The sequence below is a fragment of the Kineococcus arenarius subsp. arenarius genome (assembly GCF_050871845.1).
GTDB lineage: Bacteria > Actinomycetota > Actinomycetes > Actinomycetales > Kineococcaceae > Kineococcus.
This window is the reverse complement of the sequence record NZ_JBJLSE010000040.1, coordinates 12,359-33,493: the sequence shown is the minus strand read 5'-3', so window position 1 is coordinate 33,493 and position 21,135 is coordinate 12,359. Positions and strand designations below refer to the sequence as shown.

Annotated in this window: 22 protein-coding genes and 1 tRNA gene; 13 read left to right on the top strand and 10 right to left on the bottom strand. The window is 73.1% G+C overall.

Annotated elements, in window-relative coordinates; all coding sequences use genetic code 11:
* Positions 1 to 42: 42 nt before the first annotated feature.
* Together ACRYM0_RS11555 and ACRYM0_RS11550 are read right to left on the bottom strand one after the other, a co-directional pair.
* Positions 43 to 1,032 carry an NAD-dependent epimerase/dehydratase family protein gene (locus ACRYM0_RS11555; RefSeq protein WP_432505179.1) on the bottom strand — a complete coding sequence of 330 codons (990 nt, stop codon included), beginning with the start codon at positions 1,030 to 1,032 and terminating at the stop codon, positions 43 to 45.
* Between the two features lie 80 nt (positions 1,033 to 1,112).
* Positions 1,113 to 1,427: a DMT family transporter gene (locus tag ACRYM0_RS11550; protein ID WP_432505177.1), complete on the bottom strand. Its 315-nt coding sequence runs from the start codon at positions 1,425 to 1,427 to the stop codon at positions 1,113 to 1,115.
* Between the two features lie 109 nt (positions 1,428 to 1,536).
* On the opposite strand from ACRYM0_RS11550, the gene ACRYM0_RS11545 reads away from it, so the two are divergent.
* The 4 genes from ACRYM0_RS11545 (at position 1,537) to ACRYM0_RS11530 (ending at position 5,445) form a co-directional block, all read left to right on the top strand.
* Positions 1,537 to 2,238: a GntR family transcriptional regulator gene (locus ACRYM0_RS11545; RefSeq protein ID WP_432505175.1), complete on the top strand. Its 702-nt coding sequence runs from the start codon at positions 1,537 to 1,539 to the stop codon at positions 2,236 to 2,238.
* A gap of 134 nt (positions 2,239 to 2,372) precedes the next feature.
* Positions 2,373 to 3,722, top strand: a complete 1,350-nt coding sequence (locus ACRYM0_RS11540) for an MFS transporter (protein WP_432505173.1) — start codon at positions 2,373 to 2,375, stop codon at positions 3,720 to 3,722.
* A gap of 61 nt (positions 3,723 to 3,783) precedes the next feature.
* Positions 3,784 to 4,560 (top strand): SDR family NAD(P)-dependent oxidoreductase, encoded by a 777-nt coding sequence (locus ACRYM0_RS11535; protein WP_432505171.1) that lies wholly within the window; start codon positions 3,784 to 3,786, stop codon positions 4,558 to 4,560.
* Between the two features lie 36 nt (positions 4,561 to 4,596).
* Positions 4,597 to 5,445 carry a sugar phosphate isomerase/epimerase family protein gene (locus ACRYM0_RS11530; RefSeq protein WP_432505169.1) on the top strand — a complete coding sequence of 283 codons (849 nt, stop codon included), beginning with the start codon at positions 4,597 to 4,599 and terminating at the stop codon, positions 5,443 to 5,445.
* A gap of 114 nt (positions 5,446 to 5,559) precedes the next feature.
* Here ACRYM0_RS11530 and ACRYM0_RS11525 read toward each other — a convergent pair whose 3' ends face one another.
* Entirely contained in the window at positions 5,560 to 6,243 is a 684-nt protein-coding gene (locus tag ACRYM0_RS11525; protein ID WP_432505167.1) for a DUF305 domain-containing protein, read from the bottom strand.
* Between the two features lie 112 nt (positions 6,244 to 6,355).
* Between ACRYM0_RS11525 and ACRYM0_RS11520 the strand changes: the two genes are divergently transcribed.
* Genes ACRYM0_RS11520 through ACRYM0_RS11510 form a run of 3 tightly spaced genes read left to right on the top strand, consistent with a single transcriptional unit; the run spans position 6,356 to position 8,008 of the window.
* Positions 6,356 to 6,901, top strand: coding sequence for a flavoprotein (locus ACRYM0_RS11520; protein WP_432505165.1), 546 nt, complete (start codon positions 6,356 to 6,358; stop codon positions 6,899 to 6,901).
* A gap of 57 nt (positions 6,902 to 6,958) precedes the next feature.
* Positions 6,959 to 7,588 carry a nucleotidyltransferase domain-containing protein gene (locus ACRYM0_RS11515; protein WP_432505163.1) on the top strand — a complete coding sequence of 210 codons (630 nt, stop codon included), beginning with the start codon at positions 6,959 to 6,961 and terminating at the stop codon, positions 7,586 to 7,588.
* Between the two features lie 3 nt (positions 7,589 to 7,591).
* Complete coding sequence (locus ACRYM0_RS11510; RefSeq protein ID WP_432505161.1) at positions 7,592 to 8,008, top strand: hypothetical protein; 417 nt, start codon at positions 7,592 to 7,594, stop codon at positions 8,006 to 8,008.
* A 76-nt stretch (positions 8,009 to 8,084) separates the two neighbouring features.
* On the opposite strand, the gene ACRYM0_RS11505 is transcribed toward ACRYM0_RS11510, so the two are convergent.
* The 5 genes from ACRYM0_RS11505 to ACRYM0_RS11485 form a co-directional block, all read right to left on the bottom strand.
* Entirely contained in the window at positions 8,085 to 8,789 is a 705-nt protein-coding gene (locus ACRYM0_RS11505) for an aspartate/glutamate racemase family protein (protein WP_432505159.1), read from the bottom strand.
* A 93-nt stretch (positions 8,790 to 8,882) separates the two neighbouring features.
* The gene (locus ACRYM0_RS11500; RefSeq protein WP_432505157.1) at positions 8,883 to 9,911 is read right to left on the bottom strand and encodes a sodium:calcium antiporter; all 1,029 of its coding nucleotides are present in this window, start codon (positions 9,909 to 9,911) and stop codon (positions 8,883 to 8,885) included.
* Between the two features lie 71 nt (positions 9,912 to 9,982).
* A complete protein-coding gene (locus ACRYM0_RS11495) occupies positions 9,983 to 10,741 on the bottom strand; it encodes an alpha/beta fold hydrolase (protein ID WP_432505155.1) in 759 nt (252 codons plus the stop codon).
* Positions 10,728 to 12,416 carry a GMC family oxidoreductase gene (locus tag ACRYM0_RS11490; protein ID WP_432505153.1) on the bottom strand — a complete coding sequence of 563 codons (1,689 nt, stop codon included), beginning with the start codon at positions 12,414 to 12,416 and terminating at the stop codon, positions 10,728 to 10,730. Before ACRYM0_RS11490 ends, ACRYM0_RS11495 begins: the two co-directional genes overlap by 14 nt.
* 930 nt (positions 12,417 to 13,346) lie before the next feature.
* Positions 13,347 to 14,033, bottom strand: a complete 687-nt coding sequence (locus ACRYM0_RS11485) for a GntR family transcriptional regulator (RefSeq protein WP_432505151.1) — start codon at positions 14,031 to 14,033, stop codon at positions 13,347 to 13,349.
* Positions 14,034 to 14,289: 256 nt separating this feature from the next.
* Here ACRYM0_RS11485 and ACRYM0_RS11480 point away from each other — a divergent pair, with 256 nt between their 5' ends.
* Positions 14,290 to 15,039 carry an alpha/beta fold hydrolase gene (locus ACRYM0_RS11480; protein WP_432505149.1) on the top strand — a complete coding sequence of 250 codons (750 nt, stop codon included), beginning with the start codon at positions 14,290 to 14,292 and terminating at the stop codon, positions 15,037 to 15,039.
* 138 nt (positions 15,040 to 15,177) lie between these two features.
* On the opposite strand, the gene ACRYM0_RS11475 is transcribed toward ACRYM0_RS11480, so the two are convergent.
* Positions 15,178 to 15,708, bottom strand: a complete 531-nt coding sequence (locus tag ACRYM0_RS11475) for a MarR family winged helix-turn-helix transcriptional regulator (RefSeq protein WP_432505147.1) — start codon at positions 15,706 to 15,708, stop codon at positions 15,178 to 15,180.
* Positions 15,709 to 15,861: 153 nt separating this feature from the next.
* Between ACRYM0_RS11475 and ACRYM0_RS11470 the strand changes: the two genes are divergently transcribed.
* The 5 genes from ACRYM0_RS11470 (at position 15,862) to ACRYM0_RS11450 (ending at position 20,902) form a co-directional block, all read left to right on the top strand.
* Positions 15,862 to 16,185, top strand: a complete 324-nt coding sequence (locus ACRYM0_RS11470) for a hypothetical protein (RefSeq protein ID WP_432505145.1) — start codon at positions 15,862 to 15,864, stop codon at positions 16,183 to 16,185.
* Between the two features lie 547 nt (positions 16,186 to 16,732).
* Complete coding sequence (locus ACRYM0_RS11465; protein ID WP_432505182.1) at positions 16,733 to 17,518, top strand: SDR family oxidoreductase; 786 nt, start codon at positions 16,733 to 16,735, stop codon at positions 17,516 to 17,518.
* Between the two features lie 399 nt (positions 17,519 to 17,917).
* A complete protein-coding gene (locus ACRYM0_RS11460) occupies positions 17,918 to 18,943 on the top strand; it encodes a VanZ family protein (protein WP_432505144.1) in 1,026 nt (341 codons plus the stop codon).
* An 85-nt stretch (positions 18,944 to 19,028) separates the two neighbouring features.
* Positions 19,029 to 19,730 carry a response regulator transcription factor gene (locus ACRYM0_RS11455; protein ID WP_432505142.1) on the top strand — a complete coding sequence of 234 codons (702 nt, stop codon included), beginning with the start codon at positions 19,029 to 19,031 and terminating at the stop codon, positions 19,728 to 19,730.
* Positions 19,727 to 20,902: a sensor histidine kinase gene (locus ACRYM0_RS11450; RefSeq protein ID WP_432505140.1), complete on the top strand. Its 1,176-nt coding sequence runs from the start codon at positions 19,727 to 19,729 to the stop codon at positions 20,900 to 20,902. Before ACRYM0_RS11455 ends, ACRYM0_RS11450 begins: the two co-directional genes overlap by 4 nt.
* A 106-nt stretch (positions 20,903 to 21,008) precedes the next feature.
* Here the strand turns inward: ACRYM0_RS11450 and ACRYM0_RS11445 are convergent.
* Positions 21,009 to 21,079: transfer RNA gene (locus ACRYM0_RS11445), tRNA-Gly, on the bottom strand.
* Positions 21,080 to 21,135 lie beyond the last annotated feature (56 nt).

Sequence of the window (21,135 nt, the reverse complement as noted above, 5' to 3'; positions counted from 1 at the left end):
GCCCCGGGACGGGACGTCCCGGGGCACCGGTGCTCGGCGGCCTCAGCCCCAGCGGGCGGCGAGCCGGTCGTGCCGGGCGTCGACGTCGGGGTCGGGTCGGCACAGCTCGGGGTGCGTGTCGTGGTGCTCGACGATCTCCCGGGCACCGGCGGCGAAGCTGGTGGTGGCCGCGAACCCCGGCACCAGCCGCGCGAGCTTGGTGTTGTCGAAGACGACCGAGTGGGCCTTGTCGCCCAGCAGGCTCGGCCCGCGCGAGGGGTCGTCGCGGGCGATGGCGTCGGAGGGCACGTGCACGAGCACCGGTTCGTCCACCCCGGCGGCGCGGGCGAGGGTGCGGTGGACCGCGTCCCACGTGAGGGCCTGGTCGGAGGTGATGTGCACGGCGTCGCCGGTCAGCGCGGGCTCGCCCAGCAGTGGCACGAACCCCTTCGCGAAGTCGGTGTGGTGGGTGAGGACCCACAGCGAGGCCCCGTCGCCGTGCACGACGACCGGCGCACCGCGGCGCATGCGCTCCACGACCGTCCAGCCGCCGTCGACCGGCGGTGAGGTGCGGTCGTAGGTGTGGCTGGGGCGCACCACCGCCGCGGGGAACCCCTCCTCCCGGTAGGCGCGGGTCAGCAGCTCCTCGCAGGCGATCTTGTCGCGGGAGTACTGCCAGAACGGGTTCGCCAGCGGGGTGGACTCGGTGATCGGCAGGTGCCCCACGGGTTTCTGGTAGGCGGAGGCGCTGGAGACGAACCAGTACTGCCCCACGCGCCCGCGGAACGTCTCCACGTCGGCGGCGACGTGCTCGGGCGTGAACGCCAGGAAGTCCACGGCCACGTCGAACTCGCTGCCGCGCAGCGCCTCCCGCACGGCGGGGACGTCGCGGACGTCGGCGGTCACCTGCCGCACGCCCGCGGGCAGGGGGCGCTTGGACGCCGTGCCCCCGCGGTTGAGGACCGTCAGGTCCACCCCGCGCTCCACCGCCAGCGCCGCGCACGCGGAACTGATGATCCCCGTACCCCCCAGGAACAGCACCTTCAGCGCCACGCGCCCACTCCCGTCCTCGACACCGTCGTCGTGCGCCGCCCGCGGTGGCCGGCGGCGAGCCGAGACTAGGCCCGGGACGGTCAGTGCACGACCTTGAGCCCGATGACGCAGCCGACGATCCCGGCGAGGAACAGCACCTTGAGCACGGAGAAGCTCTCCGCGCCGGTGAGCATCGCGTACGCCACGGTCAGCACCGCGCCGATGCCCACCCACACCGCGTAGGACGTGCCGACGGGCAGCTCGCGCATCGCGTACGCCAGCCCGGCCATGCTGGCGACGACGGAGACGGCGAACACGACGGTGGGCGTGAGCTTCGTGAACCCCTGCGAGCGGTCCAGCGCGGTGGCCCACACCGCTTCCAGGGCTCCGGACAGCACGAGGACGATCCAGTGCACGCAGACCTCCGGGTGACGGGGACGGGAGGCACGACGGTCCCACGCCCACCGGCCCCGGGCACCGCTGCGGGCGGGCGGCTCGCCGCGACGCCCCGGATACGCTGGGACGGTGACCCCCGGAGCCAGGTCCCCGCTGCGCGCGCTGGGGTCCATCGAGATGCAGACGCGCCGCGAGCTCATCCACGCCCGGCTGCGCGAGGCGATCAGCTCGGGCGAGCTCGCCCCGGGCACCCACCTGGCGGAGGTGGAGCTCAGCGAGGCGCTCGGCGTCAGCCGCGGGACCCTGCGCGAGGCGCTGCGCCAGCTGCAGCAGGAGGGCCTGCTGACGGCGGACGCGCGCGGGCGCCTCTCGGTGCGCGTGGTCACCGAGCAGGAGGTCGAGGAGATCTTCACCGTCCGGCACGCGCTGGAGAGCCTGGCGCTGGAGCTGATCTGCGCGCGCGAGGACCGCACCGCGGCGGTGGCGCGGGTGCGCCAGGAGCTGGAGACGCTGCGGGACGCAGAGGGTGACTTCACGGCACAGCTCGACGCGGACCTGGCGTTCCACGAGCGCATCTGCGAGCTGAGCGGCAACACCACGCTGCTGCACAGCTGGCGCTCGGTCAGCGGCCTGGCCCGTGCCGCGATCACGGCGGCGGGGCCGGAGACGGCGGTGCTCAACATGGCCTACCAGCGCCACGCGCCGATCGCCGACCTGCTCGAGGCCGGCGACGCCGCGGGCGGCCGGGAGTTCCTGCGCACCCACATGCGGGACGCGGCGGAGCGGATCGAGCAGCGGATGCACGAGCGGGCGGAGTCCGCCGCCGGCTGACCGCCGCGACGCCCGCCCACCGGCCCGCCGGGGACTTGACAGGAGCCCACCCCGACGTGCCACAGTTCCCACGTCCTACTGTCAACAGTAGGAGCGATGACAGTCCAATGCCGGACGGTCCCCCGTCGAAGGAGATGGCAGTGACGACAGCGAACGCTCGGGTCCTCGGGACCGAGCACAAGAAGCGGGTGGCCGTCGGCAGCGCCGTGGGCACCACGGTGGAGAACTACGACTTCATCGGGTTCGGCACGGCCGCGGCGCTGTACCTCGGTGACGCGTTCTTCCCGGACAGCGACCCCACCACGGCGCTGCTGTACTCCTTCGGCACGCTGGGCGTCGGGTTCGCCGCCCGCCCGCTGGGCGGCATCATCGGCGGCTACCTCGGCGACAAGATCGGCCGCCGGCCGGTGCTCATCGCCTCACTGCTGATCATGGGCCTGTCCACGGTGCTCATCGGCGCCCTGCCCACCTACGAGACCGTGGGCATCCTCGCCCCGATCCTGCTCATCACCGTCCGGATCATCCAGGGCCTGGCGTTCGGCGCAGAGTGGGGCGGCGCGATCCTCATGACGTACGAGCACGCCCCGTGGAAGAAGAAGGGCGCCTACACGGCCATCCCGCAGGCCGGGTTCCCGCTGGGCCTGCTGCTCGCCAACCTCGCCTTCCTCGCCAGCGCCAGCCTGCCGGGCGACTGGGCCTGGCGCGTGCCGTTCCTGCTCAGCTCGATCCTCATCGGCGCGGGCATGTACATCCGCCTGAAGGTCGAGGAGTCCCCGGACTTCGAGGACGCCAAGGAGCAGGGCGACCTGGTGAAGAACCCGCTCGCCGAGGTGATCCGCCAGGACTGGCGCAACCTGCTGCGCGCCTTCGGCCTGCGCATCGCCGAGACCGCCGGCTACGCGGTCTCCATCTCCTACGTCACCTCCTACGTCCACGACCAGGGCCTGGCCGAGCGTCCCGACACCATCCTGGCGATCGTCGTCGCAGCGCTGATCGGTTTCCCCGCCACGCTGCTGTGGGGCCGCCTCACCGACCGCATCGGCCGCAAGCCCGTCTACGCGTTCGGCACGACGCTGATGCTCCTGTTCGGCATCCCGATGTTCCTCATGCTCAACACGGGGAACCTGGGGCTCATCATCGCCGTCTTCGTCATCGCCTTCGCGGTGTGCCAGAACTCCCTGGCCGGCACGCAGGGCGCGTGGTTCGCCGAGCTGTTCAGCACCGCGACCCGTTCCTCCGGCGCCTCGCTGGCCTACCAGCTCGCGGCCGTGGTCTCCGGCTTCACCGCCTTCGCGGCCGTCGCGGCCTACGAGGCGTTCGGCTGGGCGGGCCCCGCGGGTCTGTTCATCGTCTTCGGCCTCATCGGCCTCATCGCGACGCTCGCGACGCCGGAGACCAACGGCGCCGCCCGCCGCGCCGAGGTCGAGCGCGCCACCGCTGCCGTCACCACCTCCCCGGGCACCTCCACGACCGCCGCGGTGTGACGAGCCCGACGCTCGCGCACCGAACCCGCTCGAAACCCAGCACCCAGCGAAGGACCCCGACATGAGCTACCAGACCGGAGTCGGCCAGCGCACCGCCGTCGTCACGGGCGCCGCCTCCCCCCGCGGCATCGGTTTCGCCACCGCCCGCAGGTTCGCCGCCGAGGGGTGGGCCGTGGCCCTCCTCGACATCGACGGCCCGGGCGCCGAGGCCGCCGCGGACAAGATCGCCAGCGAGTTCAAGGCCCCCGCGCTGGGGCTGGCCGCGGACGTGACCGACCAGGAGTCCCTGGCGCGCTGCGTCGAGGCGCTCGCCGCCTCCGAGCTGCCGCCCGTGGGCGCCCTCGCCAACATCGCCGGTGTCGCCTCCCCCACCCCGTTCCTCGAGGTGGACCTGAAGGAGTGGCACCGCGTGGTGGGCATCAACCTCACCGGCACCTTCCTGGCGTGCCAGGCGTTCCTGCCGCAGATGATCGAGAACGGCTACGGCCGCATCGTGAACATGTCGTCGGTCTCCGCGCAGCAGGGCGGTGGCGTGTTCTCCAAGACGCCGTACTCCGCGGCGAAGGCCGGCGTGCTCGGTCTGACGCGCTCCCTGGCCCGCGAGGTGGCCCCGCACGGCATCACCGTCAACGCCCTCAGCCCGGGCGTGGTGGACACCGACATCCGCGCCGGCGCCACCGACGAGGACAACGAGGCACGCCTGGCCGCCGCGGTGCCGATGGGCCGGCAGGGCACGCCCGACGACATGGCCGCCCTGGTCGTGTTCCTCTCCAGCGAGGACGCCTCCTACATCACCGGGACCACCCAGAACATCAACGGCGGTTCGTACATCGCCTGAGCGTCCGGCCCCCGGACGGTCTCGGAAGGAGCACCCGTGAGCGCAACACCCCTGGCGACGGCGCGGCGCGTCGGCATCTCCACGATCACCTTCCGGTTCCGGCCGCTGGAGGAGGCCCTGACCCTCATCCAGCGGATCGGCGCCGTGGAGGTGGACCTGGGAGCCATCCCCGCCGTGACGGACCACGTGCCGGTGCCCTTCACCGGGGACCCGCAGGAGTACGTGGCCGCGCTCGCGGCGCACGGCCTGGCCGCCGGCGCCGTGAACTCCGACGTCGGCCCGCTGAACGACCCGGCGCTGGACGCCGGGACGCTGGCGGCGACGGTCCGCCCGCTCGTCGAGCTCGCGGCGGCGACGGGTGCGGCGCTCGTCGTCCCGTGCGGCGGGCCGTCGTGGGACGCGTACGTCGACGACGAGGCGGACCTGGCCCGCTGCGTCGAGAACCTGCGCGCGATCTCGCGGCTGTGCGGCGAGCGGGAGGTGCGCCTGCTGGTGGAGGTGCTGCACCACCGCCGCTGGGTCCACGACGTGGTGCGCGCCGACCGGGTCCTGGACGCCCTGGGGCCGCAGGAGATCGGGCTGCTGCTGGACACCTCGCACGTCGTCGCCTCCGGGGACGACGTCGTGGCCTGGGCCCGGGCGCACGCCTCGCGGGTGGAGCGCGTGCACCTGCGCGACGCCGTGCCCGGCGACCTCAACCTCGGCATCGGGCGCGGTGACGTCGACTTCCGCGGCGTGCTCGGCGCCCTGGAGGCCGGCGGTTTCACCGGCACGTACGTGCTGGAGCTGGAGACGCACGACGTCGAGGAGGACGAGCGCGAGGCCGACGCCCGGCGCTCCTTCGACGAGATCGCCGCCCTGCTGGACGAGGTGGCGCAGCCCTGAGCGCCGCGGGAGCGGCCCACCCGAGTCGTCAGCGGGCGGACCGCTCCCGCGGGAGCCGTCCTCGCCCCCCGGAACTCCTCGTGCTGCTCACCGTCGGCGTCGCCGGGCCCGCGCTCAGGGGTTCGGGCAGCTGCGCAGGTCCGACACCTCGAACTCGGGCACCTGGCGGCCCTCGAGCTCGGCCGCGGTCAGGACCTCGCCGTTCTCCTCGATGTCCTCGATGAGCCACTGCATCTCGCGGATCTCGCGCTCCTGCGCCTCGATGATGGACGCGGCGAGCCGGCAGACGCGGACGTCGTCGAGGTCGGCGTGCGCGGAGCGGGTGATCGCGAGCGAGTGGTGCGGGACCATCGCGCTCATCCAGCCGATGTCGCCCACGGTCGCCTGGCTGCGGTCCAGGAAGGTGCCGCCGGCCAGCAGGAGCACGCCCGCCACGACGATCGCGATGTTCCCCTTGACGCTGCGGTACATCTTCAGCATCCAGGCGATCATGACCAGGGCCATCGCGCCGCCCATGGTCAGGGCCATGAAGACCCGGCTCTCGCTGAACATGACGTGGTCCCACTGCCACGTGCCGACGAACATGACGGCGTACATGACGACCATCGACGTGAGGATCATGGCCGCGAAGCGCAGGTACATCCTGCGCACGTGCTTGCCGTGGTCCTCGCGCCGGCCCTGATCGCCGTGCTGGCCCTTGTCGCTGCCAGGCGTCGTCACCACTGCCCCCTGCTGATCGACGATGTCCGGCACCTCGACGGGCCGGTGCACGCCGAAGGTACGAGGCGTGCGGAACATCCGCACGTCGGTACGGGTGTCCGGCGATCCGACCCGTGGGCCCGTCGGGTCGGCGGTGGCGCCGACGGTGAGGGGTGCGGGACGGGGTCGAGGTGAGCCCTACCGTGCTGGCGTGCGCCCCGCCCCCGCCCCTCCCACCCGCGTGCTCGGCCTGGCCTGCTCCGCGGCCGGGGGCGTCACGGACGTGCGCGAGCGCCTGGTGGAGCCGCTGCTGGCGGCGGGCTGGACCGTGGTGGTCACCGCCACCCCGACAGCGGCGGCGTGGCTGGCGGACGCCGGTGAGGACCGCCGCGTCGCGGAGGCGACCGGGTACCCGCTGCGCAGCACCTCCCGGCTGCCGCACCAGCCGCGCCCGCACCCGGACCCGCACTGCTGGGTGGTGGCACCGGCCACCGCCGGCACGGTCGCGAAGCTCGCGCTGGGCATCGCCGACAACCAGGCCGTCACCCCGGTGTGCGAGGCGATCGGCGCGCGGGCGGTGCCGGTGGTGGTGCACCCGCGCGTCAGCGCCGGGTCCGCCGGGCACCCGGCGTGGGCCGGGCACCTGGCGGTGCTGCGCGGTGCGGGGGTGCGCGTGGTCGAGGGCGAGCCGGACGGGGACGTCGCCTGGGGTGCGGTGCTGCGGGAGGTCGAAGCGGTGGCCTCGACGTCCTCCTGACGTCTGGTCTATCAAATAGTAGAGGTCCTGATACTTTTTGATGATGATGGTGATCACGTGGACCTGAGCAACCCGATCAGTGCGGTGATCCCCACCCTCGAGGGGCAGGTCCTGCGCGTCCTCGCCGGCACGTCCCAGCCATTGACGGCGTCGACGATCGCTCGACTCGTCTCCCGCGGCAGCGCCCCCGGTGTCCGAGTCGCCCTGCGACGACTCGCGGCCACGGGCACGGTCGTGCAGGACCAGGTCGGCAGTCAGTACGAGTACCGGGCGAACCGGGCTCACGCCGCCTGGTCGGCCATCCAGTCGGCCGTCGACTTCGCCAACGGCTTCCGCACCCGCCTCGACGCGCAGATCGCCCACCTCGTCGCGGAGTCGGCGCAGGGCGCACGGGTGACCTGCGCGGTCTTCGGGTCCACCGCGCGCGGGACGGCGGACGTGGACAGCGACATCGACCTCCTGCTCGTGGTCCCGGACGACGCACCGGAGGTGCTCACCGAGTCGATGAGCCGCCGCGTCGCCGAGGGCGTCGAAGCGTTCACCGGCAACCCGGCCAACGTCCTGCTGCTGACCGCCGGGCAGCGCGACGAGATGGTGGGGCGCGACGACGCGCTGGTGCGCTCCTGGCGCGCGGAGGCCCGCACCGTCCACGGACCCGCCCTGCTGCCCACCGCGAAGGAGGCGTGATCCGTGCCCAGGCCGCTGCGCACCCGCCCGATGAACCGCAACGACTGCAGGCAGCGCGCCGCCACCGCGCGCGAGCACCTCGCCGTCGCCCGCAAGCGATCGGAAGTGGCCGACACCCAGCCGGGCCCGTCGGAGATGGCGCAAGTGGCGGCGTCGAACGCGGTCCTGGCCGGCACCGCCGCGGCCGACGCCCTCTGCGGCGCCGTGCTCGGGGAGTGCTCCCACGAGCAGGACCACAGGACGGCCACCTCCCTGCTGAGGCGGGTGGAGGGGGCTGACGGCCTGGCTGCGAAGCTGCAACGACTGCTCGCGGACAAGTCCGCGCTCCAGTACGGCGGTTACTGCACCGACGCCGTCGCCCGGACGTCGGTGGCGCAGGCCCACGCACTCGTCGAGGCGCTGGGCGCGCACGACCTGTGATCCGGCACGACGAAGGCCCCGGTCCACCGCGCCCCGGCCGCGCGCTGATGCGGCCCCGGCACCCCGCGACCGCGCGTCAGCCGGGAGCGCCGCCGGCGAGCGCCCGCTCGACGGCGGCCTCGACGTGCAGCCGCGTGCTGGGGAAGACCGGCACCGGGCAGTCCTGCGGCCCGATGAGCAGCTCGATCTCCGTGCACCCCAGCACGACGCCCTGCGCACCGGCCGCGACGAGGTCGTCGATGACCTCGCGGTAGCGGGCGCGGGAGCCGTCGTCGACGACCCCGAGGCACAGCTCGTCGTAGATGACCCGGTGGACCAGCTCGTGCTGCTCCGCCCCGGGGACGAGGACGTCCACGCCGTGGCCGGCCATCCGCTCCCGGTAGGAGTCCCGCTCCATCGTGAACGCCGTCGCCAGCAGACCCACCCTGCTCAGCCCGGCGGCGCGCACGGCGGCGGCGGTGACGTCGACGATGTGCAGCAGGGGGACGGTGACCGCCGCCTGCACCCGGTCGGCCACCTCGTGCATGGTGTTGGTGCACAGCAGCAGCAGGTCCGCGCCGCCCGCCTCCAGGCTCGCCGCGCAGCCGGCGAGGAACCGCCCCGCCTCCTCCCACTCCCCCGCGACCTGCAGCCGCTCGACGTCGGCGAAGTCCACGGAGGCGAGCAGGCAGCGGGCGGAGTGCAGCCCCCCGAGGCGCTCGCGCACCAGCTCGTTGGCGAGGCGGTAGTACTCGGCGCTGGACTCCCAGCTCATCCCGCCCAGCATCCCGATCGTCAGCACGGCGTCCCCCTCCCCCGCCGGGCACCTCCCGGCGCGGGGACATCGTCGCGGTCCCGCGCCCCCGGGGGGAGAGGTTTTCCGGTCCGGACGCCCCTAGAGGAAGCTGACGCCGACGATCGCGCCGACCCAGACGACGGGGATGGCGACGCCCTCGAAGCCGATGCCGCGCCGGCCGCGCAGCAGCAGGCCGGCCGCCAGCAGGGCGCTCATGAGCAGGCCGGCGGCGAGCAGCAGCAGGCCGGAGGCGCCGGCGTCGGCGTAGATCGGGCCCTCGCGGTAGAACACGTCGGCCACCGCGATCTGCAGGGCGTCGAAGACGTTGCCGCCGATGATGTCGCCGACGCCGAGCGCGAGGGCGCGCAGGCGGACGGCGGCGATGAGGGTGACGAGCTCCGGCAGGGACGACACGGCCGTGGTGAGGGTGGAGCCGACGAGGCCACCGGAGGCGCCGGTGGCGTCGACGACACCGAGCCCGGCGCGGCCCACGACGTACCCGGCGACCGCCATCGCCACCGCGAGCAGCGCGAAGGAGACCGCGAGGCGGCGGCCGCTGGCGCCGCTGCCCTCCTGGGGCACGTCCTCGACGGTCTCGTCGGTCACGACGGGCTTCCACATGGGGTCGTCGTGCAACCGGCGCACGAGCACCAGCCCGCCCGCGTAGAGCACGGGGATCGCGATCGTGGCGGGGTGGACGCTGAAGACGGCCAGGTCGGGCAGGGCGAAGCCGATCAGCGGGACGGCCAGCAGGCCGAGGAGGACGAGGGCCTGCATGAGGTTCTGGCTGGAGGCCGCCGCGTGCTCGAGGTTGACGCGGCGGTAGTACAGGTCGGCGACGGCCAGCCAGACCGTCTGGATGAGGATGCCGCCGACGGGGTTGGCGAAGGCGAACTGCGCGTCCCCGGACAACCCGCCGACGGCCACGGTCACCAGGCCGGGCAGGGACGTGGTCGCGCCCAGGAGCACGGCGCCGGCGATCGCCTCCCCCATGCCGGTGCGGTCGGCGATCTCGTCGGCGACGGCGGTCATGCGGGTGCCGGTGACGACGATGACGACACCGGCGACGACGAGGCCGATGAGGCTGGGCAGGAGCGGCCAGGGGACGTCGGGGTCGAGGAGGGACACGGCGGACAACCCTGGCGGGCGCGCTGCGCGCCCGCCACCGGTGCGAGATCACCCCGGACGGGACCGGTCGCTCAGCGCCAGCTGGAGAGGATCTCCACCAGCGCCTCCGGCTGGGCCAGGTGCGGGAAGTGCCCGCTGCCCGGCAGCACTGTCATCGCGGCGTCCGGCAGGTGCGTGCGCAACCAAGCCCGGTAGGCGGGGTTCAGCGGGGCGCGGCTGACGTGGTGGTAGGCGGTACCGGACTCGCGCAGCGCGCTGAGCTGGCGAGTGCGGTGTGCGCGCAGCTGCTGCGGCGGCGTCGTCAGGACTTCGTGCCAGTACCCCAGGAGCAGGTCCTGGCGTGGCGTCGATCGCAGCAGGCCCTGCAGCGCGGGGGGCAGTTGCTCGACACCCATCCCGGCCAGCAAGCGTTGCCACACCCTCAGGTGGTCCGGCCCGCGCAGCTCGGGCTCGAGCGAGCGGAGCAGGTCGCCGAAGGAGCCGGCCAGCAGCGGTTGATCGATGTTCAGCACTGCGCGCGCCGGGTGCTCGGCCGCGTAGACGGTGGCCAGCACTCCCCCGATCGAGTGGCCGACCAGCACAGGCGTACCCAGGTGCGCGGCGGTGATCGCCTCGTGCAGCACGTCGGCGACCTCACGCAGGTCGTACGAGCCGCGCCGAGGGGAGCGACCGTGTCCCGGCAGGTCCACCGTCAGCGTCCGACGCCGACCCAGGGCGCTGACCAGCGGACCCCACGTGCCGCGATCGAACGTCAGCCCGTGCACGAGCACCACCGGCGCCGTCCCGTCGTCGGTTCCGGTGAGGTCCGCATCCAGTTCACCGAACCGCATCGGTCGTCTCCTCGGGGCGCGACGGCGCCGGGCGCCGGGCCGCTGCTCGGCGGACCGGCTGGCGGATCAGGTCGGCGGCCTTCTCGCCGATCATGATGGTGGTGGCGTTGGTGTTGACCGGGACGATCCGGGGCATGATCGAGGCGTCGGCCACGCGCAGACCGTTCACGCCGTGCACGCGCAGGTCGGGATCGACCACCGCACCCGGGCCGGTGCCCATCGCGCAGCTGCCGACCGGGTGGTAGTACGTGCTGGTGCCGCGGGCCAGGTACGAACGCAGCGCCGCTTCGTCCCCGGCGCCGGGCCCGGGGAGCACTTCGCGCGCGAGCCACGGCGCGAAGGGCGCGGTAGCCGCGATCTCACGAGCCACCCGCAAACCCTGGACCATGCGCCGCACGTCGGACTCCGAACCGAGGTAGTTCGGGTCGATCAACGGCGGGGTCGTCGGATCGGGTCCTGCGAGGCGGATGGACCCGCGCGACTCGGGCACCGTCGCGATAGCGAGCGTGAAGCTGTTGGGCGGGGCGCTCAGGTGCGGGGGGTGGAACGGCACGTGGATGAACATCAGCTGCATGTCCGGGCCTGCGAGCGACTCGTCGCTGCGCCACAGCATCGAGGTCTCGGCGTGGTTGGTGCGTCCAGCCGGGATCGGTTGCGATGCCTCGTAGACGACCCCGCACAACGGGTGGTCGTGCAGGTTCCGCCCCACCCCGGGCAGGTCGTGCACCACGTGGACACCGGCGGCTGCGAGCTCGGCAGCCGGTCCGATGCCGGACAACAGCAGCAGTCGGGGTGAGTCGACCGCGCCGGCGCTGAGCACCACCTCGGCGTCGGCGAACGCAGTGGTGAGTTCACCGCCACGTTCGAAGTCCACGCCGATGCACCGATCACCGTCCATGCGCAGCTTGCGGGCTCGGGAGCCGGTGAAGACGCTGAGGTTGGGTCGGCGCCCGCGCAGCGGGTGCAGGTAGGCGGCCGCGGTGCTCTGCCGGACCCCACCGGAGATCGAGAGGTCGTGCCAGCCGGCGCCCTCGCCGTGGGCGCCGTTGAAGTCCTCGGTGATCGGGAAGCCCGCGGCGAGCGCGCCGTCGAGGAACACCTGCGACAGCGGGTTGGCGTCCGCGGCGGCAGCAGGTGCGGGCGACATGGGCCCAGAGGTGCCGCGCAGGGCCGGAACGCGCCCGTGGGCCGTCTCCATGCGCTGGAAGTAGGGCAACACGGAGTCGTAGTCCCAGCCGGTGCACCCTGACTCGGCCCAGTGGTCGAAGTCATGGGGGTGCCCACGCAGGTACACCATCGCGTTGATGCTGCTGCTGCCGCCGAGGGTGTGGCCGCGGGGCCAGCCGTGGGAGTGCCCGGCGGTTCCCCTCTGCGGAACGGTGAGGTAGGAGTAGTCGACCTCGGTGCCCCACAGCGCCGGCCACGCGGGCGGCGAGGCGATCTCCGGCCTGGTGTCGGCCGGGCCGGATTCGAGCAGCAGAACTCGGGTGCTCGGGTCCTCGGACAGCCGCGCGGCGAGCACGGAGCCGGCCGATCCGGCTCCGATCACCACGTAGTCGTAGTGGCTCGCCTCGTCGGAGTGGCTCGTCTGCGCAGACGTTCGCGGTCGGGCGACCTGGTCGGCGGTGCGGTGCCCGCTCGCGGAACCGCCGCCAGGGGTGTCGGCTTCCTCCATGACCGTCTCCTTCTGTGGTCGTGAGCTTCTCGCTCGTCCTGGAACAGGTGGGTGGTCGACGGGTGGTGGCCCGACGCGCTGAGCAGGGAGCGGGTGTGCGCGGGGTGGTGGGGCTCGATGCCGGTCCGCGCGAACAGCTCGCCGATCGGGTCGTCCATCGAGGTGCTGCAGCCGGGCGGCGCGGTGGTGCGCACGCAGCACCTGCTCCCCGGCTGCACGGTGCTCCTCTTGTTCGGCACGCTTTCGCGTGCACGAGTTCGTGGCGGAGGCGTACGGGTTCGCGTCACCGCCGCCGCAACGGTGCGAGGTGTCGACCGGGCACTGGTCGCGTCGTGGGCCACCGGCACTGACGGGTGGAGATCACCACCTGCGGTGACCGTGTGGTGGGACGCCGCCCAACGGCCGATATATTGCATGCTCATCAAGTGGCCGTCAAGAGCCCCGTCGCGGCGGGAGCCGTCGGAGCGCGTCCCGGGTGCAGCGCGGGCCTTCGAGCCGGGGCTCGACGTGCAGCAGCCGGGCACGGCCGCGGTCGCGGCGGCTCTCGCACGAGCTGCGCACCTCCGCGCTGAGCGCGAGCGGAGCGGCGGCGCCCCGAGGTGCTGCGCACAGCCGGTTCCCGCCCACGGCCACGAGGCGGATCGATCCCCGCCGCCGGCGGGGGCCCGGCGCGCGCGAGGCGCTCGACTTCGGGCGACCGCTCCGCCGGGCCTGTCGGCCGCACGACCTCGTACGCGCGGGCGGACCTCGACACGACCCCTGGGGGATTCGCACCGGGGTGCCTCACGCACGCCACGTCGACCCCCCGCGGCTACCCGGGGCTCGCGCAGCGACGTGCCCGTCGCCGCCGGCGCGCCGGGGCGGTGCGCCGCGGCGGGCGACGACCTCGCCGCGACCGCGCGCGTCGATCCGGGTCGAGGTCGGTGGCGCTCAGTCCTGCGATCCGAGGGGCACCGGGGACGCGGAGTCGTGCTCGGCGGCGGGCAGGCTGTGCCAGGTGTCGTAGGCGACCCTCGCGGCACCCTCCACGTCACCGGCGGCGCAGAGCCGGATGAGCTCCTCGTGCCGGGCCACGGACGTCGCACCCCGCAGCGAGCCGAACCGCAGGAGCTCGGCACGGCGCACGGTGGGGGTGAACTGCTCCAGGACCGTGGCCAGCGCGCGGTTGCCGGCGAGGGTCACGAGCACGCCGTGCAGCTCGTCGTCGGCGCGCAGGGCCGCCTCGGCCTCACCGGCCTCGAGGGCGGCGGCGAACCGGTGGTTGGCGGCGCGCATGGCCGCCACGTCGGAACCGGCGAGCCGGGCGACAGCCTCGCGCACCGCCAGCTCGTGCATCGCCGCGACGACGTCGCGCGCGTCCCGGACCTCCCGGGTGTCGAGCGTGCTGACCACCGTCGAGCGGCCCGGCTGGGCCAGGACGAGACCGCTGTGCGCGAGCCGCAGGAGCGCCTCGCGCACGGGCGTCCGGCTGACACCGAGCCAGGCGGCGAGCTCGAGGTCCTTGAGCTGCTCACCTGGCGCGAACGTGCCGTCCACGATGGCGTCGCGCAGACGGCGGTACACGTCGTCGCGCAGCAGGCCACGTTCGACACCGGAGTCCCCCGGAGGAATCGGCATGCAATATACGGTAGCGCGCCGTGCGCTGGAGACCGCACCGGCGCGGCCCTCGACCTCCTGGCGCCGTCGGCACGTCTGCCACCAGCAGTGCACCACCCCTTGACAGGCCCCGAACCGCCTTCCAATATATCGCATGCTGCATGTAGCAAATGCTGGCCGGGTGGCGCTCCTCCCCCACCGTGCCGCTCGTCCACCGCAGCACTCCGCACGACAGCACCGGGCGGCCGCACCGCCCGCGACCGGAGAGGAACCAGCCATGACCACCACCCCCACCACCAGGACCCCCCTCGACGCCGCCAAGCCCACGGTGGTGCTCGTCCACGGGGCCTTCGCCGACTCCTCCAGCTGGAACGGCGTCATCGCGCACCTGCGGCGCGACGGCTACCCCGTGATCGCCGCGGCCAACCCGCTGCGCGGCCTGCACCACGACGCCCAGCACCTGCGCAGCGTCCTGCAGAGCGTGGACGGCACGGTCGTGCTCGTCGGCCACTCCTACGGCGGCACCGTGATGAGCGAGGCCGCCGACGGTGACCCCCGCGTGAAGGCGCTGGTGTTCGTCGCCAGCTTCCTGCTCGAGGTGGGCGAGAGCACCGGCGAACTCGCCGCGAAGTTCCCGGGAGCTCAGCTCGGCGCCGCCCTGGAACCCGTGCCGGTCACCACCGACGGGGCCACCAGCACCGACCTGCGCATCCGGCCGGAGCGGTTCCGCGAGGTCTTCGCCGCCGACGTCCCCGCCGACGTCGCCGACCTGATGGCCGTCACCCAGCGGCCCATCACCACCGACGCGCTGGCGGACCGGGCCACGCGGGCGGCCTGGAGGAGCACCCCGTCCTGGACGCTGATCACCCTGCAGGACCTGGCCGTCCCCGCCGAGTCCATGCGGTTCATGGCCGAGCGCGCGGGCTCACGCACCGTCGAGGTCGACGCCTCCCACGCCGTCACCGTCTCCCGGCCGGAGACCGTCGCCCGGGTCGTCGACGAGGCCGCCCGCTCCACCGCCGGCTGAGCGGCGGCCGGTTCGAGCCGGGCGCCGGGGCCGGTGCCGCCTTAACGGCACCGCCTCGACAGGCGGTCGCCAGCTCACCGCCGGCAGGGCGTCGACGGGCTGCGGAGGTCGTGCCGATCGCCCGTGGGCTCGATCGCGTCAGGACGGCGGGGGGCGGAGGCCGCGCTCGCGCATCCGAGCGGCCGCCCTGATCGCGTCTTCCACGAAGCGATCCGTCAGATCGGTGTAGCGGCGGATGTCGGCGGCGGACCACCCCTCGAGCACTTCAGCGATCATCCGGTCACCGAGGGCGTAGATGCCGCGCGCCGCGACCTCCCCCGACTCGGTGAGGGTGATCAGGCTCGCGCGTCGGTCGGACGGGTCGGTCGACCGCTGGACCAAGCCGTCCTCCTCGAGCCGGCGCACGATCTTGCTCACGTGCGACGCGCCGGTGCCGAGCGCATCGGCGAGGGCGGTCGGTCGCATCGATCCCCACGCCAGGAGGTGCCGGAGCGCTTGGTGCGACGGCTGGTCGAGGGACTCGCCGCTCTTCGCCAGGATCTGGCCCTGGAGCGCAGGTGAGTTCCACAGCATGATCAACGCGCTCAGGTCCGCGAGGAGCTGTGACCGGTAGGGGAAGTTGCCGGCGGGCGAGGGGCGCCGCCCCTCGGCGGCGCTCTCCTCGTTCACGCCTGCACCCTACCTGACCCACCCCTTCTCCGCCCGAAAAGTACTGTCCTGCAGGACAGCACTTCTGGTACGCTGACGCCCACCGTCCGAACGCTGCGAGCTGAGCCGAAGCGTCCACGCCGACGGACTCCTGCACGAGAGAGGTCGGGAACGATGAGCTCCATCACCCTCACCAAGGCCGTCCAGAACTTCGTGACGACCACCAACGCCCACGACGAGGAGGCGCTCTTCGCGGTCTTCGCACCTGGGGCCACCGTCGTCGACGACGGAACGACCTACGCCACCGAGGATGCGGTCCGCGAGTGGATCAGAGTGCACCAGGTGGAGCCCAGGATCGTCATCACGCCGACCTCCTTCGAGCGGAACCGCCTCGAGGCGTCCATCGACGGCGAGTTCCCGGGCGGCCCCCTGGCGTTCGTGTTCGCCTTCACCACGCAGGGCGACCTCGTCTCGCACCTGTCGATCGAATCCGCCTGACCAACGTCCCAGCGGAAGCAGTCCAATCGCTCCGGTCGAGAGAGGGCTGACGTCGGGCGCTGCCGACGAACTCATCAACCCCGCGGTGGTGACCCGACTGCGGGCTGCGCTGGCCGCCGTCGCGCCCACCGTCGATCTCCCTTCCCTGACCCGCGCCGAGGAGCCGCGGTTCTCCGGATGGATGATCTGACCCATCACAGATGGGAGTCGCTCCACGAGCCCTCGAGTCCGGGACAGGGAACGACCTCGACGCCGCGAGCGACTGGGCCGGTGATGCCGATGCCAACACCGGACGGGTGCTCCGGCGCGGCCCCAGAACGTTGGTCAAGCAGGGCGAACCCACCGCACTGACCCTCGTCGGGTTCACGGGGTACAGCTTCCACGTCACTCGGCTCCGCGTCTCACGCGATGTCGTCGCACGGGGGCGGCCGTCGAGTTCACGGCGGAGGCCACCACAGGCGGTCCTCACCGTGATCGAAGCGAGCGACCACGGCGGATAGCCGTTTCCGCACAACAGTTCCGAATGAACCTCTTCAAGGAGCAAGAGATGGATGAACCGAATCGCGATCGACTCGACGGCCGCCGAGCCCTCGTCACCGGCGGGTCCAAGGGATCAGGCAGAGCGGTGGCTGAACGTCTTCGGCGACTGGGGGCCGACGTCTTCGTGACCGCTCGATCGATGCCCGATGACTACGAGTTCCCCGACCGCTTCATCGAGGCCGACACGTCGACCGTGGAGGGCTCGGCGGTCGTCGCGGAGCAGTTGATCGAGGCGGGCGGTGCGGAGATTCTCGTGCACGTCGTGGGAGGCTCGTCGACACCGTCCGGCGGGTTCGTGAAGATCACCGACGAGCAGTGGCTGGCCGAGCTGCAGCTGAACTTCCTGGGCGCGGTCCGGCTCGACCGGGCGCTCGTCCCGCTGATGATCCAGTCCGGGTCGGGCGTCGTGCTCCACTTCACCTCCATCCAGCGGCAGATGCCGCAGTACGACGCCTCCCTGGCTTACGCGGCGTCCAAAGCGGCGTTGCGCACGTACAGCAAGGGCCTCGCGAACGAACTCGCACCCCACGGCGTGCGAGTCAACGCGATCAGCCCCGGCGGCATCCAGACCGAGGCGTACGAGAGATTCGTCGATCGAATCGCCGAGGGAAACGGCCTCAGCCGCGAGGAGGCCAAGAAGAAGATCTTCGACTCCCTGGGCGGGGTGCCGCAGGGCCGTTTCGCGACGCCGGAGGAGATCGCTGACCTCGTCGGCTTCCTGGTGTCCGACCGCGCCTCGGCCATCTTCGGCGCTGAGTACGTGATCGACGGCGGAACCGTCCCGACCGTCTAGTGCCCTCCGCTGGAGATTCGCTGCAGAAGTCGCCCGAGTGACGCCAGGACCTGATCAGCGGCCTCGGTCCGTGCGATCGACTCGGGGTTCTCGTTCCACGGTGACGGCGGCAGCGCGCGGTGGCAGATCGACGCGCACACCGGCCGCCCGGGCACTGGCGGAGACGCACGTGTCCACGAGATGCACGGCCCACGGCTGTCGTGGACGTATGCGCAACCGGAGACGCTGCGGCAACAACCGGAGGACTGAGCTGGGTTCTGCCAACCAGTTCCTGTTGCCGTCCCGGGGCCTCCGGGCGGGGAGGAGTTCACCATGACGACCGCTCACCGCTCAGTCCCTGACCGGGCGAGTCGGGCACCTGGAGTCCTCGTCCACGGCTCCCCGGGGCCGGGTCTGCTCGTGCTGGCCGCTGTCGGCCTGCTGCTCGCGGTCGGCTGTGTCACGCTCGGTCCGGCCGGGTTCGTCGCCGACGCCCGCAGGACCGTGACCTCCTGGATCGACGTCCTGGCCGTGCCGTGGCCAAGCGCCGTGCACCGAGCCGAGGTCGAGGCGGCGGGCAACGTGCTGCTGTTCGTGCCCGTGGGCGCGGTGGGCACCCTGACCCTCCGGCGCCGCGGTCCCGTCCTCCCGGTGGCCCTGGGAGCCGCTGCGTCGGCGCTCGTCGAACTGGCGCAGCACGCGCTGCCGGGCCGGGTGCCCGACGTCGTCGACGTGGTCGCCAACACGGCCGGCACCGTCGTGGGGGTCGCGCTGACCACCGTGCTCCTCGCTGCAGCGCGCCGGGCCGACCGGCACCGGGGAGGTGCGGGTCGCTCCCGGGTGGGGCTGCTCCCTGCGCTGGTGACCGCGCCGGTCCTGATCGCCGCAGCGACCGGGTGCTCGTCCGTGGATCCGACCGCTCCAGCCGCTGCCCCGACCGGTGCCGCCCCCACCCCGGCCGGTTCGTCGGACTCCTCGGCTGCCGCCACGTCCAGCGGGGGAGAGCTGACCGTCGAGGACGGCTACGTCCCCGACGGCGCGGAGCTGTCGCCGTTCGCCGACGTCCCGGCCATCACGCGTCTCGACAGCGCCCTGCGCACGGCGGTGCAAGACGCAGCCCGGGACGCCACGGCCGACGGGGTGCCCTTCCACGTGGCCAGCGCATGGCGCAGCGCGGCCCACCAGCAGGCGCTCTTCGACGCGGCGGTGGAGCAGTACGGGAGCCCCGTGGCGGCCCGGGAGTGGGTGCTCCGTCCCGACGAGTCCTCGCACGTCACCGGCGACGCGGTCGACATCGGACCCACGGACGCGATGGACTGGCTGTCCCGGCACGGCTCGGACTACGGCCTGTGCCAGACCTACGCCAACGAGATGTGGCACTTCGAGCTCGCCGTCGAGCGCGGTGGCCAGTGCCCCGCCCCGGCCACCGACCCCACCGCCGGCTGACCGGGTGCCCACCCGGCCCCGTCGCCTCCGACCCGCACCGCGCGCCGATACGCCGCCGATACGTCGCGCTCCCTACCATCGCCGCGTGCGGGTGCTGATCGCTGAGGACGAGCCCTACCTCGCCGACGCCGTCCGGGACGGTCTCCGGCTGGAGGCGATCGCCGCGGACGTGGTCCACGACGGGGGCAGCGCGCTGGAGAACCTGGCCGTCAACTCCTACGACGTCGTCGTGCTCGATCGCGACCTGCCCGGCACTTCCGGGGACGAGGTCGCCCGGCGGATCGTCGCCGACGGCCGGCCCTGCCGCATCCTCATGCTGACCGCGGCCGACCGGCTGGAGGAGAAGGTCGCCGGCTTCGAGCTCGGCGCCGACGACTACCTCACCAAGCCCTTCGCGATGCGAGAGCTGGTGGTGCGGCTGCGCGCCCTGAGCCGCCGTCCGGTCGACAGCACGCCGCCGGTCGTGGAGTTCGCCGGTCTCCACCTCGACCCGTTCCGCCGGGAGGTGCACCGGGACGGCCGGTACGTGGGGCTGACCCGCAAGCAGTTCGCGGTGCTCGAGGTGCTCATGGCCGCCCGCGGCGGGGTGGTCAGCGCGGAGCAGCTGCTGGAGCAGGCGTGGGACGAGAACGCCGATCCCTTCACGAACGCCGTCCGGATCACCATCTCCTCGCTGCGCAAGCGCCTGGGCGACCCGTGGCTCATCCACACCGTCCCCGGCAGCGGCTACCGGGTGGGTGCACCGGCGACCGCTGTCGACGGCACGACCGGTCCGGACCACCGGTGAGCGCCCGGCTGCGGCTGACCCTCAGCTACGCCGCCTTCCTCGCTGCCGCCGGCCTGGGCACCGTCGCGCTGCTCGCCTACGTCCTGCACTTCGTCCCCGAGGGGAACTTCAGCGACGCCGACGGCGTCCCCGCCCCGGATCGCGGCGACCTGCTGGCCGCGCTGGCGCCGAAGCTGGTGGTGGTGCTCACCCTGCTGGCGGTGGTCGGGTTGGTCGGGGGCTGGTTCCTGGCCGGCCGGATGCTCCGCCCGTTGCGCTCCATCCACGGAGTCGCCCGGCGGGTGGCGGCCGGCTCGCTGGAGCACCGGGTGCGCCTGGTGGGCGCCCGGGACGAGTTCGGTGAGCTCGCAGAAACCTTCGACACCATGCTCGACCGGCTCCAGGCCACCCTGGAGGAGCAGCGCCGCTTCGCGGCCAACGCCTCCCACGAGCTGCGCACGCCCTACGCCGTCGAGCGAGCGGTGCTCGACGTCGCACTGGCCGACCCGGCCGGCGTCGACGTCGCTCGACTCCTGCGCCAGCTGGACGAGACCAACCACCGCGGCATCGAGACGGTGGAGGCGCTGCTGTCCCTGGCGGCCCTCGACCAGGGCCGAACCCCACCCCTCGTCCCGGTCGACCTGGCCGAGCTCACCGCCGACGTCGTCTCGGACCTGACCGCACTGGCCGACCAGGCCGGGACCACCGTGCACGTCGATCTCGGCGAGGGGGATCTGGACGGCGCCGAGCCGTTGGTCCGGCGACTGGTGACCAACCTGGTGCTCAACGGCATCCGTCACAACACCGGTCCGGGCGGGCGCGTCCAGGTCACGACCGGGACGACCACCGACGGGCGGGCCGAGCTGCAGGTGGTCAACACCGGCCCGGTGGTTCCGCCGCACCTGCTGGCCGCGCTCACCGAACCCTTCGTCCGCGGCGCGGGACGCACGGCGCCCGGCAGCGCCCCGGGTGCCGGGCCCGCCCCACCCGGCAGCGGTCTGGGGCTGGCCATCGTGGCTCGGGTGGCCGAGGTGCACGGTGCCGCCCTGGAGCTGGGCGCGCCGCCGGAGGGCGGTCTGCGCGTGCGGGTGGTCTTCCCCGCGCCCGGAGGCACGACCGCGAGGGGGGCGGTCGGCGTCTGGACCGGGCCGGGGGCCGGTCACGCGGTTCCCGGAGACCCCTCTGACAGGTAGCGCGCTCGTGCCTCGGCCGGCAGGTGGCCACGGGTGCCGGGGCACGCGGACCTGGCCAGGGACGTGAAAAGGCCCTGACCTGCGAAGATGCTGGTCAGGGCCACGGAGCGGGTGACGGGAATCGAACCCGCGCTATCAGCTTGGGAAGCTGAAGTTCTACCATTGAACTACACCCGCACGTCCCGGGGGGCGCTCCGGGACGACACCACTCTAACGGACACCGCGCGGTGGTC